Annotated in this window: 22 protein-coding genes and 1 pseudogene; 12 read left to right on the top strand and 11 right to left on the bottom strand. The window is 63.4% G+C overall.

Annotated features, from left to right (window positions below; all coding sequences use genetic code 11):
• The first annotated feature begins 76 nt into the window (after positions 1–76).
• The 8 genes and pseudogenes from MAFF_RS33350 to MAFF_RS41000 all read left to right on the top strand — a co-directional run bounded on the left by MAFF_RS33350 (position 77) and on the right by MAFF_RS41000 (position 4,559).
• The gene (locus MAFF_RS33350; protein ID WP_010915434.1) at positions 77–703 is read left to right on the top strand and encodes a TetR/AcrR family transcriptional regulator; all 627 of its coding nucleotides are present in this window, start codon (positions 77–79) and stop codon (positions 701–703) included.
• 177 nt (positions 704–880) lie between these two features.
• Positions 881–1,177 carry a co-chaperone GroES gene (gene groES / locus MAFF_RS33345; protein ID WP_010915433.1) on the top strand — a complete coding sequence of 99 codons (297 nt, stop codon included), beginning with the start codon at positions 881–883 and terminating at the stop codon, positions 1,175–1,177.
• Between the two features lie 62 nt (positions 1,178–1,239).
• Positions 1,240–2,895, top strand: coding sequence for a chaperonin GroEL (gene groL / locus MAFF_RS33340; RefSeq protein ID WP_010915432.1), 1,656 nt, complete (start codon positions 1,240–1,242; stop codon positions 2,893–2,895).
• A gap of 226 nt (positions 2,896–3,121) precedes the next feature.
• Positions 3,122–3,664 carry a hypothetical protein gene (locus tag MAFF_RS33335; RefSeq protein ID WP_044550133.1) on the top strand — a complete coding sequence of 181 codons (543 nt, stop codon included), beginning with the start codon at positions 3,122–3,124 and terminating at the stop codon, positions 3,662–3,664.
• Positions 3,610–4,023 carry a TadE/TadG family type IV pilus assembly protein gene (locus MAFF_RS41555; protein WP_425280326.1) on the top strand — a complete coding sequence of 138 codons (414 nt, stop codon included), beginning with the start codon at positions 3,610–3,612 and terminating at the stop codon, positions 4,021–4,023. The genes MAFF_RS33335 and MAFF_RS41555 overlap by 55 nt, the downstream gene beginning before the upstream one ends.
• Positions 3,954–4,121: a hypothetical protein gene (locus tag MAFF_RS41005; RefSeq protein WP_244420685.1), complete on the top strand. Its 168-nt coding sequence runs from the start codon at positions 3,954–3,956 to the stop codon at positions 4,119–4,121. The genes MAFF_RS41555 and MAFF_RS41005 overlap by 70 nt, the downstream gene beginning before the upstream one ends.
• A pseudogene (locus MAFF_RS41550) lies at positions 4,118–4,213 on the top strand (TadE/TadG family type IV pilus assembly protein); the annotation flags it as partial. The gene MAFF_RS41005 and the pseudogene MAFF_RS41550, both read left to right, overlap by 4 nt.
• A 43-nt stretch (positions 4,214–4,256) precedes the next feature.
• Positions 4,257–4,559 (top strand): hypothetical protein, encoded by a 303-nt coding sequence (locus tag MAFF_RS41000; protein WP_010915430.1) that lies wholly within the window; start codon positions 4,257–4,259, stop codon positions 4,557–4,559.
• 2 nt (positions 4,560–4,561) lie between these two features.
• Here the strand turns inward: MAFF_RS41000 and MAFF_RS33320 are convergent, their stop codons facing one another.
• Complete coding sequence (locus tag MAFF_RS33320) at positions 4,562–5,170, bottom strand: TetR/AcrR family transcriptional regulator (protein WP_010915429.1); 609 nt, start codon at positions 5,168–5,170, stop codon at positions 4,562–4,564.
• A gap of 97 nt (positions 5,171–5,267) precedes the next feature.
• On the opposite strand from MAFF_RS33320, the gene MAFF_RS33315 reads away from it, so the two are divergent.
• From MAFF_RS33315 to MAFF_RS33305, 3 genes are read left to right on the top strand one after another with little or no spacing between them, the layout of a single operon-like run.
• Positions 5,268–6,278 carry a zinc-dependent alcohol dehydrogenase family protein gene (locus tag MAFF_RS33315; RefSeq protein ID WP_010915428.1) on the top strand — a complete coding sequence of 337 codons (1,011 nt, stop codon included), beginning with the start codon at positions 5,268–5,270 and terminating at the stop codon, positions 6,276–6,278.
• A gap of 33 nt (positions 6,279–6,311) precedes the next feature.
• A complete protein-coding gene (locus tag MAFF_RS33310; protein WP_010915427.1) occupies positions 6,312–6,755 on the top strand; it encodes an OsmC family protein in 444 nt (147 codons plus the stop codon).
• A gap of 15 nt (positions 6,756–6,770) precedes the next feature.
• On the top strand, positions 6,771–7,157 hold the full coding sequence (locus MAFF_RS33305) for a nuclear transport factor 2 family protein (RefSeq protein WP_010915426.1): 387 nt from the start codon (positions 6,771–6,773) through the stop codon (positions 7,155–7,157).
• A 14-nt stretch (positions 7,158–7,171) separates the two neighbouring features.
• On the opposite strand, the gene MAFF_RS33300 is transcribed toward MAFF_RS33305, so the two are convergent.
• From MAFF_RS33300 to MAFF_RS33260, 9 genes are all read right to left on the bottom strand, one after another.
• Complete coding sequence (locus MAFF_RS33300) at positions 7,172–7,783, bottom strand: LysE family translocator (protein WP_032933303.1); 612 nt, start codon at positions 7,781–7,783, stop codon at positions 7,172–7,174.
• Between the two features lie 108 nt (positions 7,784–7,891).
• Positions 7,892–8,272, bottom strand: a complete 381-nt coding sequence (locus MAFF_RS33295; RefSeq protein WP_032929743.1) for a YkgJ family cysteine cluster protein — start codon at positions 8,270–8,272, stop codon at positions 7,892–7,894.
• 4 nt (positions 8,273–8,276) lie between these two features.
• The gene (locus MAFF_RS40175) at positions 8,277–8,441 is read right to left on the bottom strand and encodes a hypothetical protein (RefSeq protein WP_010915423.1); all 165 of its coding nucleotides are present in this window, start codon (positions 8,439–8,441) and stop codon (positions 8,277–8,279) included.
• Between the two features lies 1 nt (position 8,442).
• Positions 8,443–8,850: a hypothetical protein gene (locus MAFF_RS33290; protein WP_010915422.1), complete on the bottom strand. Its 408-nt coding sequence runs from the start codon at positions 8,848–8,850 to the stop codon at positions 8,443–8,445.
• Positions 8,850–9,077 carry a hypothetical protein gene (locus MAFF_RS33285; RefSeq protein WP_044551658.1) on the bottom strand — a complete coding sequence of 76 codons (228 nt, stop codon included), beginning with the start codon at positions 9,075–9,077 and terminating at the stop codon, positions 8,850–8,852. The genes MAFF_RS33290 and MAFF_RS33285 overlap by 1 nt, the downstream gene beginning before the upstream one ends.
• A 344-nt stretch (positions 9,078–9,421) precedes the next feature.
• Entirely contained in the window at positions 9,422–9,631 is a 210-nt protein-coding gene (locus tag MAFF_RS33280; RefSeq protein WP_010915421.1) for a cold-shock protein, read from the bottom strand.
• Between the two features lie 522 nt (positions 9,632–10,153).
• On the bottom strand, positions 10,154–10,936 hold the full coding sequence (locus MAFF_RS38575) for an SRPBCC domain-containing protein (protein ID WP_244420684.1): 783 nt from the start codon (positions 10,934–10,936) through the stop codon (positions 10,154–10,156).
• Positions 10,933–11,253 (bottom strand): ArsR/SmtB family transcription factor, encoded by a 321-nt coding sequence (locus tag MAFF_RS33265; RefSeq protein WP_010915419.1) that lies wholly within the window; start codon positions 11,251–11,253, stop codon positions 10,933–10,935. The genes MAFF_RS38575 and MAFF_RS33265 overlap by 4 nt, the downstream gene beginning before the upstream one ends.
• Before the next feature lie 209 nt (positions 11,254–11,462).
• A complete protein-coding gene (locus tag MAFF_RS33260; RefSeq protein ID WP_044550130.1) occupies positions 11,463–12,131 on the bottom strand; it encodes a glutathione S-transferase family protein in 669 nt (222 codons plus the stop codon).
• A 166-nt stretch (positions 12,132–12,297) separates the two neighbouring features.
• Between MAFF_RS33260 and MAFF_RS33255 the strand changes: the two genes are divergently transcribed.
• Positions 12,298–12,486, top strand: coding sequence for a CsbD family protein (locus tag MAFF_RS33255; RefSeq protein WP_010915417.1), 189 nt, complete (start codon positions 12,298–12,300; stop codon positions 12,484–12,486).
• 58 nt (positions 12,487–12,544) lie between these two features.
• Here MAFF_RS33255 and MAFF_RS33250 read toward each other — a convergent pair whose 3' ends face one another.
• Positions 12,545–13,678 carry a metallophosphoesterase gene (locus tag MAFF_RS33250; protein ID WP_044550127.1) on the bottom strand — a complete coding sequence of 378 codons (1,134 nt, stop codon included), beginning with the start codon at positions 13,676–13,678 and terminating at the stop codon, positions 12,545–12,547.
• Between the last annotated feature and the right edge of the window lie 45 nt (positions 13,679–13,723).

The following is a 13,723-nucleotide window of genomic DNA, read 5'->3' as shown; positions in this document are numbered from 1 at the left end:
TCAGCATTTCAGAAACTGATACTTGATCATATTTTTTGTCAACCAGAATTTGGCAATTCGTGCGAAAGACCGGTGCATGATGGAAGCAAGGCGAACAGCGACCGAACCGAGGCGCAAGCCCAAGCAGGAGCGTAGCCGCGAGCGCATCGACGCCATCCTGTCGACGACGATGCGGCTGATCGGCGAGAAGGGCATCGACGCCGTCACCATGAAGGAAGTCGGCGCGTTGGCAGGCGGGCCGATCGCCACCGTCTATCACTACTTCCCCAACAAATCGGCGATCCTGGCGATGCTCTATGAGCGATTTTCGGAGGTGAGCCGCGCGCGATTGACCGATATCCTCGCCGATGTCCGCGAAGCCAAGGACGTCATCGCCGCTGCCGACCGATTGCTTGACGACTATCTCGGCCGCGTCGCCGGCGATCCGGCCATCCAGGACCTGCAGAACGCCATCCAGGCCGACAAGGCGCTGAAGAATCTCGACATCGCCGAAACCCGGCATCAGGCCAGGATGTTCTGCGACCATGTCACCGCCTTGATCGAGCCAGGCAAGCATGAGCAGTTCGAACGCATGGTTCTCTTGATCTTCCAGCTCGCCGGCGGTGTGGTGCGCCTGGCGCTCGCGGAGGGCGAAGCGGAAAGCCGCCGGACGATCGAGGATTACCGCTCGATCATCCACACACAGCTGCGGTTGTTTCTGTAGGCCCCGATCCGTGGAAAAAATTACCGCCTTTTTGGGCTGCCCCGCGCCTTGACTCTCACAGGTCGGCGGCCTATTTCAGCGCCACGTTAGCACTCGCCCTTGGTGAGTGCTAACTGTATGTCCGGCTTCGCCGGACGGAGGAACTGTTTCTCACCGTTCTCATTCGAGGAAGAAAAAATGGCAAAGTCGAAGTTCCGCCCGCTTCATGACCGCGTGGTCGTTCGCCGGGTCGAATCCGAATCCAAGACCGCCGGCGGGATCATCATCCCGGATACGGCGAAGGAAAAGCCGCAGGAAGGCGAGATCATCGCCGTCGGCTCCGGCGCGCGCGACGAAAGCGGCAAGCTGGTCCCCCTGGACGTCAAGGCTGGCGACCGCATCCTGTTCGGCAAGTGGTCGGGCACCGAAGTCAAGCTCAATGGCGAAGACCTTCTGATCATGAAGGAATCCGACATCATGGGCATCATCGGCTGATCATCGGCCTCACCGTCAACTGAATTCCGGGCTTTATCCCAAGCCCCTGCCAGGAGCTAAAAATGGCTGCTAAAGACGTAAAATTCTCTCGTGATGCCCGTGAGCGCATGCTGCGCGGCGTCAACATCCTCGCCGACGCGGTGAAGGTTACGCTCGGCCCCAAGGGCCGCAACGTCGTCATCGACAAGTCGTTCGGCGCCCCGCGCATCACCAAGGACGGCGTCACCGTCGCCAAGGAAATCGAGCTTGAGGACAAGTTCGAGAACATGGGCGCGCAGATGGTCCGCGAAGTTGCTTCGAAGACCAACGACATCGCCGGCGACGGCACCACGACCGCGACCGTTCTGGCGCAGTCGATCGTCCAGGAAGGCCACAAGGCGGTTGCCGCCGGCATGAACCCGATGGACCTGAAGCGCGGCATCGACCTCGCCGTCAGCGAAGTCGTCGCGGCGCTTGGCAAGGCTGCCAAGAAGATCAAGACCTCCGAGGAAGTTGCCCAGGTCGGCACGATCTCGGCCAATGGCGACGAGTCGGTCGGCAAGATGATCGCGGAAGCGATGCAGAAGGTCGGCAACGAAGGCGTCATCACAGTCGAGGAAGCCAAGACCGCCGAAACCGAACTCGAAGTTGTCGAAGGCATGCAGTTCGACCGCGGCTATCTCTCGCCCTACTTCGTCACCAACGCCGACAAGATGGTTGCCGATCTCGAGGACGCCTACATCCTGCTCCACGAGAAGAAGCTCTCCAACCTGCAGGCCATGCTGCCGGTTCTCGAAGCCGTCGTGCAGACCTCGAAGCCGCTGCTCATCATCTCGGAAGACGTCGAAGGCGAGGCTCTGGCCACGCTGGTCGTCAACAAGCTGCGTGGCGGCCTGAAGATCGCCGCCGTCAAGGCTCCGGGCTTCGGTGATCGCCGCAAGGCCATGCTGGAAGACATCGCCATCCTCACCGGTGGCCAGGTCATCTCGGAAGACCTCGGCATCAAGCTCGAGAATGTCGGCCTCAACATGCTTGGCCGCGCCAAGAAGGTGTCGATCTCCAAGGAGAACACCACCATCGTCGACGGCGCCGGCAAGAAGGCAGAGATCCAGGGGCGCGTTGCCCAGATCAAGCAGCAGATCGAAGAGACCACTTCGGACTACGACAAGGAGAAGCTGCAGGAACGTCTCGCCAAGCTCGCGGGCGGCGTTGCGGTGATCCGCGTCGGCGGTGCGACGGAAGTCGAAGTCAAGGAAAAGAAGGATCGCGTTGACGATGCGCTGAACGCGACCCGCGCGGCCGTGGAAGAAGGCATCGTTGCCGGCGGTGGCGTGGCCCTGCTGCGCGCTTCGGCCAACATCAAGGCTGCCGGCGCCAATGCCGACCAGGCCGCTGGCATCAACATCGTGCGTCGCGCTCTGCAGGCTCCGGCCCGCCAGATCGCCTCGAACGCCGGTGCGGAAGCATCGATCGTTGCCGGCAAGATCCTTGAGAACAAGGGCGCGACCTTCGGCTACAACGCCCAGACCGGCGAATATGGCGACATGATCGCCATGGGTATCGTCGATCCGGTCAAGGTTGTGCGCACGGCTCTCCAGGATGCGGCCTCGGTCGCCGGCCTGCTCGTCACCACCGAAGCCATGATCGCGGAGGCTCCGAAGAAGGAGTCGGCTGGCGGCGGCATGCCTGGCGGCATGGGCGGCGGCGGCATGGGCGGCATGGGTGGCATGGACTTCTAATCCTGCCTACCCGGCTTATGCACACGAAAGGGCGGCAGCGATGCCGCCCTTTTTCATTGCTTCCTGCAACGATAGCGACCGGTGATCACCAAGAAATCCACCCCCGACCCGCTGGCCGGCAATGCCGCGGTCACCGCCGCCGTGGCCCGTATTGCAACGGTTGCCGCGCTTTCGACGACAGCCGCGCCAACAGCGCCGACCACTCCCAACGGCAACAACATCGACTTTGGCTGGAACCCAGGCCCCACGCAAGGCCATCCTGCTCGGCGCCGGCGTCTACACCGTGGACGGCTATTTCGCGCTGGGCGGCAATGGCGGCGGCAGCGCCAACTGCAACGGCAGCGCGATCAGCGTCAGCGGCGCCAATGTGACGCTTGTCCTGTCAGGCAAGGCCAAATCCAATTCGGGAAGTTGCAATGGCTATGTCTTCTGCGTGGCCGCCGGCTACAGCAACATCGTGCTCACCGCACCCCGGTCGGGAGCGACGGCGAAGCTGGCGGTGATCGGCCCCACCGGCAGTTCCAACACCGGCGGCGCGACCTTCGCCGAAGGCGGCTCCAACGCCCAGATATCAGGCGCATTCTATTTTCCCTATGGCCCGATCATCATGAATGGCGGCTCGAGCGTGCTGGGATCGAACACCGACCCGAGCAAGTGCCTGCAGATGATCGGCTCACGCATCACGCTATCGGGCGGCACCACAGCCGCATCGGAATGCATCGCCGCCTCGAGTGCCGGTGGCAGCAGCAAGGTGAGCCTCGTGCAATGAGAAAGCTGTCACGCCCCGGCCACGGCTTGTCGGCCGGCTGGCGTTTCACCTTCACAGACTTTCTGCGGCGCCAGAAAGCCGGCGTGTCGGCGGTCGAGTTCGCCTTGATCAGCCCCGTGCTGCTGGTCATCCTGGCCGGAACCGTCGACATAGGTGGCTCGTTGAAGGCCAAATTCGAACTGAGCTCGGCGGTGCGGCGCTTGCCCACAACGCCACCACGTCCACGGCCACCCAAAGCGGCACGGCCGCCAATGCCGATCTCTGCTACTGCCCAGGAAGTTCAGGAGCCGTGGCCTGGAGCACCCCGATGGCATGCGGCAGCATCTGCAGTGGCGGCGGCATTGCGGGGAAATTCGTGACGATCACGGCCAGCAAGCCCTATACGCCGCTTTTCGGCGGCTTCGGCATCGTCAGCAACGGCAACATCACCGTCAAGGCAGTGGTACAACCGCAATGAGCCGTCGCCGATCCTTCCTGCGCGACAGATCCGGTGCCAACGCCGTCGAGTTCGCCTTGCTGTCAGTGCCGTTGCTGATCGTGCTGATGGGCACGTTCGAGTTCGGCCGCATGTACTGGGCTCAGCATGTGCTGAATGAAATCGCAGCTTGCAGGGGCGCGCTGCGTCGGCGTACTGCAGAGCGGATGCACGCAGAACGGCGTCTACAACGCCGCCAGCGCCATCAGCTACATCAGCAGCAGGGCGGCAACCGACGGCATCGTGCTGAGCAATGCCAACATCACCGTCAGCAACAACACCACCTGCTCGGGCCTGTCCGGCTTTTCGAGCGTCCAGGTTTCCTACACCTTCACGACCGTGCTGCCGGCCTTCCTGGCGTCGCTGGCGAACGGCCCGAACCTCAGCGCCAGTGCCTGCTTCCCGAACCAGGGGGCTTGACTTCAGACACCCGCCTCCGCGCGTTGCCGAACCTCGCCGGCAAGCACCGCGGTTTCGATCAGCGCCGCGACCTCGTCCGCCACCGCCTGTAGCGGGGCGCGGTCCCGAGTGGCGCGGGCGATCACCATCAGCCCTTCCAGCGATGATTCGACCAGCAGCGCCAGAGCGTGGGCGCGGCGTTCGGGCACTCCGGCCCTGACGAAGGCCTCACGCAACAGGCCTATCCACTGCTCGAAGGCCGCACGGCACAAATCCGCCAGCTCCGGCACGTCGGTCGGTGAGTCCAGCACGACGGGCGCAATCGGACAGCCGAGCGAAAACTGGTTGTCTTCCAGCATGCGCCCTACCGCCTGGTAGATATGATGGACGGCCACCGCCGGATCCTTTTCGGCGGCCAGCGCTTCGCCCAGCCTCGCCGTCACCCCGGCAACACTGTCGCGCGTCACCTCGATCACCAGTTGGTCCTTGCCGCCCGGAAAATGGAAGTAGAGCGAACCGCGCGGCGCGCCGCTGGCGCGCAATATGTCGTTGAGCGAGGTGCCGTGATAGCCGCGCTGCCGGAGCAGCAGCGCGGTCGTGTCGAGTATGCGGGTGCGGGTGTCGTTCGCCATGTCAACCTCTGTCAGCAGCGCGCATTATAGGCCTTGCATCGAATATGACAATCGGTCTACATAATATGTAGATCAGTCTACATATTGGAGGCAGAACATGCGCAGCTATCGTCTTGACGGGTCGAGCGGGACCGAATGCCTGGTGATGCGCGACGAGCCAGAACCACAGCCGAAGCCGCATGAAATCGTGGTTCGCATCCGCGCCGCCTCGCTCAACCGCCGCGACACGATGATCCTCAACGGCACCTATCCGCTGCAGCCGCGCCAGAGCGTCGTTCCATTGAGCGACGGAGCTGGTGACGTTGTCGCCATCGGCGATGCCGTCACCCGCTTCGCCGTCGGTGACCGTGTCACCGGCAGCTATTTCGCCCGCTGGATCGACGGCCGCATCAACGCCGGGCTCATCGACCAGCTCGGCTGCACGCTGGACGGCATGCTGGCGGAATATGCGGTTCTCGACGAACAATGGGCGGCTCGCCTGCCCGATCATCTCGACTGGCATGAGGCGGCGACGCTGAGCTGCGCCGGCGTGACCGCCTGGAACGCGGTGACGGGTGCCGGAATTCCAAAGCCCGGCCAATGGGTTCTGGTCATCGGTTCAGGCGGCGTCTCGCTCTTTGCACTGCAGTTCGCCAAGCTGCTCGGCTGCCGCGTCGCCGCCGTCACCTCGCGCGGAGAGAAGGCCGACAGGCTACGGACGCTGGGCGCCGACCTTGTGATCTCGACGTCGGATATGCCCGAATGGGGTGCGGCCGTCCGCGACCAGACCGGCGGTGTCGATCTCGTCGTGGAGACCGGCGGCCCGGCGACCTTCGCGCAGTCGCTGATCGCCAGCACGCTTTACGGACACATCGTGCTGCTCACGCTGCAGGATGCGAAAGGCGGATCGATCCAGATCCCGGCGGCACTGTACCAGCGCAGCCTCGCCACCATCAGCCGCCTCTTCGTCGGCAGCCGGAGCAACCTCGAAGCCATGCTGCGCGCTGTTTCGCAGCACCGCCTGCGGCCCGTCATCGACAAGGTCTTTGCCTTCACCCAGGCCCGCGATGCCTATCGCTACTTCCAGCAGGGCGACGTCTTCGGGAAGGTGGTCGTCGACGGCGCCTGACCCATCGATGCCTCAAACCAAAGGAGGACGACAATGACAATTCGCGAGGCCTCGGCCAAGTGGCAAGGGACGCTGAAAGAGGGTTCGGGCAGGATGAAGCTCGGCAGCGGCGTCTTCGAAGGCGCCTATTCCTTCCCGTCGCGTTTCGAAAACGGTCCGGGTACCAACCCGGAGGAGCTGATCGCCGCGGCGCATGCCGGCTGCTTCTCGATGGCCCTGAGCGCCATACTGGGCACAGCCCACCATATACCGGCAAGCATCAGCACCGTCGCCAAGGTGGATCTCGGCGCAACCGTCGCGGGACCGACGATCACCCGCATCGAACTTGAGACGCGAGCCGAGATTCCCGGTCTTGCTCCGGATGAATTCCAGAACCTCGCAGAGAGGGCGAAAACGACATGCCTTGTTTCGCGCGCCCTGGCCGGCGTGGCCTCCATCACGCTCAAGGCCGAGCTCATCGCGACCACGGCACAGTGACATCAGGAAGACGAGATGAAACAGGACAGCATCATAACCCTCCATCCAGACGACCGCTCCGAACAGACGGCCGAGATCATGCGGCGCTTCAACGACGTGTTTCAGCTGCACGACCCGGCCGCACTCCCCGAACTGATTGCCGAAGAGTGCGTCATCGAAAACACCGTGCCGGCGCCTGATGGCGCCCGTCATGCGGGGCGGCAAGCATGCGTCCAGCTGTGGTCGGCGATCGCCACTCAGCCAGGCACGCGCTTCGACCTCGAGGAGACCTTTGTCGCCGGCGACCGGGCGACCATCCGCTGGCGCTACTGGATGGCCGACGGCAACTCGGTCCGTGGCGTCAATCTGATGCGTGTCCAGGACGGACGCATCGTCGAGGCGATGGGTTATGTGAAGGGGTAGTTGGCCGGTCGCCGCTACCGATCAGCCAATGCCAGCTTGGCGCCGAGCATGACAAACGCACCGGCGAAGGTTCGGCGCATCCAGGTCAGCACCATTGGCCGCGAGGCGACATGGCTGCGGATCGAAGCGGCGAAAATGCCGTAGCCGACGAAAACCACGAAGGTCAAAAGCATGAAGACGGAGCTCAGTTCCAGCATCTTCGACAGCGCATTGGGCTCGGTGGTGCTGACGAATTGCGGCAGGAAGGCGAAGAAGAAGATCGACAGTTTCGGGTTGAGTACGTTGACGAGGATGCCGGTGGCAATCACCTTGCGGGCCGAGCGCGGCGCGACATTGTCCTCGACGCTGAGGCCGCCCTTCTCCTTCAGCGTGTTCCAGGCCATGTAGAGCAAATAGGCGACGCCAAGATATTTAAGCGTCTCGAAGGCGACCGCGCTGGTGTGCAGCAGCGCCGCAAGGCCGGTGATGGCAGCGGCCATGTGCGGGATGATGCCGAGCGTGCAGCCGAAGGCGGCAATGATCGAAGCCCGCGCACCGCGTGAGAGTCCGGCGCTCAGCGTGTAGAGAACGCCGGTCCCGGGCGAGGCCACGACGATCAGCGACGTCAACAGAAACTCGATGCTCACGATGGTTTCCTCCATGCCCTGCCCGACATGGAAGCTATCGGGTGGCGCAGGGTGAGGCAAGCGGCGGTGATTGGCGTTTTCCTTGCGCCGCAAAGCGGGGGGATGGAACTACCCCACCGCCAGCCCGTGCGCGGCCCTTGCCATCAGGCACTCCTCGTCGCCAGGCATGCAGGCACGGCAGACATCCGGGCGCGTTTCATAGACGCCGCAAGCAGTCGACTTGCCGACTTCGCCGGTCAGGGCCGAACAGCGCACGCCCTCGCAGCGCATGCCGGACAGGTCGAGGGCGACATATTTTTCGGGGATGCGGTCGAGCTGCGCGTCATCCTCGGTGGAGAAGCGTGGCCACTCGGCCGAATAGGAGCAGCACGCGCCGCAGCTCTGGCAGTCGAAGAGCGGAGCGGCGTCGCGTTGTGAGGAAAGGCTTGCGGCAGCGGCCAGGGCGAGCAGCCCCGGCGCGGCAGGATTGCGATCGGCGTCCCGCGGCAAGGCGCTATTTCTTCTTGCCTGTCTTGCGCGCCGGCGCTTCGACCGGTGACTTGAACAGATCGGCCGCGGGGTCGGCGGCTTCGCTGGCCTTCGCGGCGGCCGGCTTGGCGGGTTTCGCTGCGGGAGCCGGCGCTGCCGGCTGGTCCTTGGCGGAGAATTTGATGGCCATGTTAGTCCTCGTCGGCGAAACGTGATGATGGGGCGCGCGGATTGCGCAAGCGGCCGATCAGCGCCGAAACCGCAGTGATGTTCATTTCCTCTGGCGACCAGTTCCTGGCTTCCGCGATGTGATGCGGCGCCAGTTCGCGATGCGTACTGCCGCTATAGGCGGCATCCTGGTAGGTCACCCGCTCCAGGGTTTTTTTGTCCTCGCGAACGTATTCGATCAGGTAGTTCGGGGCTTCGGCACGGCCGCGCACGCCGACGCGCACCTGGGCATCGCCATGGGCGCGCTTGCAGCGTTCGAGTTTCTCCAGCACGCGGCGAACATATTCGACCGGCTTGTCCAGGGTTTCGACCATGTCGGCGATGGTCGCATCGGCCGCGATCGGCGTTGGTGGTACGCGCTTGGTGGCCATCAGCGTTTTCCGGCTCGTTTCGGCTGCGCCGCGAGTGCGGCGGCCGCCGCCATCTCTTCTGCTTCCTTTTCCAGACGCAGCTCGCGCAAGCGGGCGGTCTTGGCTTCCCGCGCCTCGCTGACGGCATCGCGCTCGGATAGGATGCGGTTGAGCGACATCGACTGGGTTTGCGTCTTGCTGAACAGCGACACCGCCGGGTCGGCGGCGGTCTTCGAATGGGCGGCCAAAATCTTTCTCCTGTCAGGAGCCTGGTGCCGATAGGGCGAGACCGGGTCTTCGGTCAGGACCACGCACAAAGCAACACGGCATCGGGTTTAAAATTGCTAAGGCGTCCCTTAGCACGTTCGGCCTGATGCGCAGCGCATTTTCGGTGGCAACAAGCGTAAAATGAAAAAGGCCAGGCACCTACTGACCTCCCCTGGAGCGCCGCGCACCCATTTTGGATGCACAAGGCAAACCCATCATGCGCATGATGTGCCTTGGAAACTCAGGTTTCCAAGGCCACGCGCCAGAATTCGCCCTTCACCAGTGCCAGTACATCCGTGGTCACCGGGAGGGCGGAATTCGTTCTTCAGGCCGCCTTCAACTGGTCGGCGGACATCTTGCCCGACTTGTTGTCGCGGACCATCTCGTAGCCGAGCTTCTGGCCCTCGACGATGTCGCGCATGCCGGCGCGCTCTACGGCCGAGATGTGAACGAAAACGTCGGCCGAGCCGTCGTCAGGCTGAATAAAACCAAAACCTTTGGTGGCGTTGAACCATTTAACTGTGCCGGTGCTCATAAACGAACCCTTTCCATGGCAAATATTCGTTAATCGCGGTGCGACTGCACAGCGATTTTTGTCTCGATTTTTGATGGGGAAGTTCGTCAAAGGCGCGCATGCGTGCGCGGATAACAAAAGTCGGTCAAACAAATATCGACATGTTTCTTTTAGACTGCTTTTGCCGCCGAGTCAATTTCTGGTTTTCCAAAAGCCAGAATTCAATTTCAGGCTGCATGCGAATAGGGCCTCAACTGATGAACCGGCTGAAAAGACCAGGCTCCCGTAAAAAACCACACAACCCCCGGAACCAATCCATCGCCAGCGCATTTTTCTGGTGTCGGCAATTTCAAAGAGCAATCTCAGGGATGCTGACGAAAGGACGCCTCCCGCACGATAAAAGGTGCGAGGGGCGTTCTTGTTTGTGCCAAAGGCCAGACCCTTTCCCGGATAAGCGAGATCCCAGCATCTGCTCGACGAGCTTTTGCCTGACATGCTGGAGGCGCTGTGGCCGGAGCCGGGCCGTTAGCTTGCGGTGTAGCCCTACATGATCGTGCTGATCATCGGCAGGATCTCGTAGCGAAAGCCCAACCCTGAACGGATCGTCGGATCGCCCTCGGTCAGCGCCCTGACGCCAGCCTCATCGTCGGCCCCCACGATGCCGAGCCCCCAGGGGCCGGCAGGATCGGCGACCGGCCCGAACAGGATGACACCCCCATCGCCCAGCCTGTCGCGCAGATAGTCCGAATGCTGTTTCATCAGCCCCCTCTCTGCGTCGGTCAAGGTGAAAGCAAAGTCGGGCCGCGGCGGGATCAGCCGGCAATGAAACACGCTCCGCGGCTTGCCGCCGGCCTCGTCGGTGAGGAAGGCGGCCAGCCAGCCGAGCACGCGTTCCCAGCCGGAGCCGTGATCGCGGCAGGAGCCTTCGCGAGCGCCGAACCCCTCGTGACGCACAATCAGCCGCGTTCCGGCATCGACAGCCTCGAGCATATAGGTCACGGTGGTGACGTTGTGGCCGTCCCACGGCGCTATCCATGTCAGCACCAGAAGGTGCGGCGGCTCGACCTTGAGATACTCGCCCTGGACGTGAAAATCATGGCCGTCGGCGCCCTTGCCTTCCGATCGCCAGGCGCCGCCCGGTCGCACGTCGGCGGTATGCCTCGTCGTCCGGTAAAGCTCGTCCGCTCCCCACCAGAGCGGTATCTGGTCATCCGCCGTCAACGCGCGAAACACCCGCTCGGGCGGCACTGCGATTGTCACCGTGGCGAGAATGGCACCGGCCGAGACATCGGCGATGGCGCGCGGTTTGTCGTTGCTGGCCATCATTCACTCTCCAGATAGGTTTTCAGATTGCCGAGACTTGCCTGCCAGAAGTCGCGGTAGGGCAGGATCCAGTCGGCTACGTCCTTTAGTTCCGCCGGCTCCAGCCGGTAGAGCCGCTCGCGGCCATGCTTCTGTTCGGAGACGACGCGCAGCTCGCGCAGGACCCTGAGATGCTTGGAGATCGCTGGCCGGCTCTGCGAAAAGGCCGAGGCCAGTTCGTTGACCGGCGCAGGCCCCTGCCGCAAGCGGTCAAGGATGGCGCGCCGCGTCGGGTCGGCGATGGCGCGGAAAACGGAGCGGTCGGGATCAGCTTGCGACATAAAGCGTATCCATCTGGTTACATATTATGCCGAAATCGCCCTGCCCGTCAATTCTCCCGCGGCACGCTCAATCCATGCCAAAACCGCCTTGCCGATCGAACTGGTCCAGGATCGCCTTGAGATGGCCCTTCAACGCGCCGAGGCTGGATTCGCCGGACCATGTCTCGGTGGCCTTATCGCGAGACCCGAGGCCGCACGCCAGGTTCGGCTCATTCGTCCGGCCCCGGCTCCGGCCAGGGCTCTTTCGCCGCCTCCGCATACCAGTGCCGCATCGCCGGCATTGCCAGCACGGCGTCGACATAGGCCCTGGTGTCGGGCGCAAGCTCGCCGCCATAGGTGTCGAAGCGGGTGACGACCGGCGCGTACATGGCATCGGCCGCGGTGAAGTGGCCAAACAGGAAAGGTCCGCCCTTGCCGTATTTCTCGCGGCACTCGCGCCACAGCGCCTCGATGCGCGCTCGCTGCACTTCCCCTTCGGCGTCGAGCGGCTTGTGCCCCTTCGGCCGCCGCAAATTCATCGGCCAGCCGTAGCGCACCTCGCGGAAGCCCGAATGCATCTCGGTCGCCGCCGCGCGCGCCAGCGCGCGGGCGCCTATATCGGCCGGCCAGAGCTTTTTCTCAGGAAACAGGTCCGCGAGATATTCGAGGATGGCAAGGGTTTCCCAGACAATCCTGCCCCCTCCCTGCAACGGCTTGTGATTCAGGACGGGCACCTGACCGGTCGGTGACACTTTCGCCAGGTTGGCAAAGGTCTCGGGCGTGCGCAGCCGCACAAAACCTTCCTCAAAAGGGATTTCCAGATGCCTCATCGCCACCCATGGCCGCAGCGACCACGATGAGAAGCATTTGTTGCCGATGTAGAGCGTGAATTCCGCCATTTTTCTCCCCATGCGCGCGGTGCGTCCGCGCAACCTATCCCGCCAGCCTTGCTACCGGAAGCGGGCCGGCGCAGTCATCTTATTCCGCGACGGCGCCTGGAACTTAACCGACACTGGCCCGTTTTTTCCCGGCCGAGGAATTGCCCCGAATTCAAACTCTCAGGAGATGCGCAACATGGTGAACAAGGATCAGGTCGCCGGTCTGGCCAAGCAGCTCAAGGGTTCGGTCAAACAGGCTGCCGGCAAGGCGACCGGCAACAGACGGACCCAGGCCGAGGGCATGGCCGACAAGGTCGCCGGCAAGGTGCAGAAGGCCTATGGCGACGTGAAGGACAAGGTCAAGAAGGCGTTCTGATCCCGCATCGAGACATGTCGTGGCCTATCGGAAAGGTGGCCGCCAAGGGCCGCCTTTTTCATGTGCTCCAGCCCTTGCTGAAGGCGTTGGTGAAGATGACCTCGCCTTGGTCGTCGGTTGCCTCGCCCAGCGCCACGTCCATGCCATCGCTGGTCACCCTGGCCACGGCGAACCCTCCCATATAGGCGGCCTTCGGCTTGAACAGGTCGAGCCCGTCACGGCGGTAGATCAGCGGGGTGTCATGTTGATGGCCGTGGAAGATGCCGACGACATTGTAGCCCTTCAGCGCCGCCAGCAGCGCCTGTCTGTCGGCCTCGCCCCACCAGTGCGGCGCACCGGCGCCGTCATCGTCATAGGTGCGCTTGGCGGGATCCCACCGCTCCGTCGAAAACGTGTCCCAGCCATAGTGCTGGAACAGGATGACGGGGCGGCCATCCGCCGCGTAGGTCGCCAGGTCCTGCTTGAGCCAAGGCAGGCTCGAGTCGGCGCCGTGACCGGTGTCGCCGGTGAACCGATGCGTCTGGACGAGGTGCAGGCCGCCCCAGTCCCATGAATAGCAGTCGGTGTCGACATCGTAGCTGGTGGCCGGCACGGGCGGCTTGAAGAACACGCCGGGGCGGTGGTTGACCTCGACGTAGTCGCGCAGTTCACGCCGATACCAGTCGACATGGTGTGGCGGACCGTTCTGGTCGAGATCATGATTGCCGAGTCCGACATAGACCGGCATGTGGACGCGATCCGCGCCAACGCCCTGGCTATAGCGCTGGCTGAACTGCAGCAGCTGCGTGCCCTCGCTCGGCTGGGTGATCTGGCCGCCGCCATCGTCGGTGATGTCGCCGCCGACGACAAGACCGAGCGGCATGCCGATCCGGGTGCCGGCCGAACGCAAGCCGGTGGCGACACCGTTGATCTCGGCCGGCCAGTGCTTGTCATTGATGGCGTTCAGCGCCGCGACGTTGCGCAGCAGCGCAGCGTCGGTCTTGCCCTCCTGCTGGCAGTTGGGGCCGAGGCCGCTTGCCATGCGGCAGGCATGGACATCGGCGATGAACAGGAAGGTGGCGTCGATGGGCTGGATGCGCTGCCCGGTCTGGCCGAGCGCCGGGCGTGAAAACGCGCCGGCCGCGGCAAGACCCGCGGCCTGCATAAGAAAGCCGCGTCGTGAAAGCAATTTTGGCCACCGGTGATTCATCATCGGCGGAATTTCAGCACGAGCGACGTCCGCCCGTCCAGTTCGGCA

Source organism: Mesorhizobium japonicum MAFF 303099, from assembly GCF_000009625.1.
Taxonomy (GTDB): Bacteria; Pseudomonadota; Alphaproteobacteria; order Rhizobiales; family Rhizobiaceae; genus Mesorhizobium; species Mesorhizobium japonicum.
This window is presented reverse-complemented; position numbering and strand designations above follow the sequence as displayed.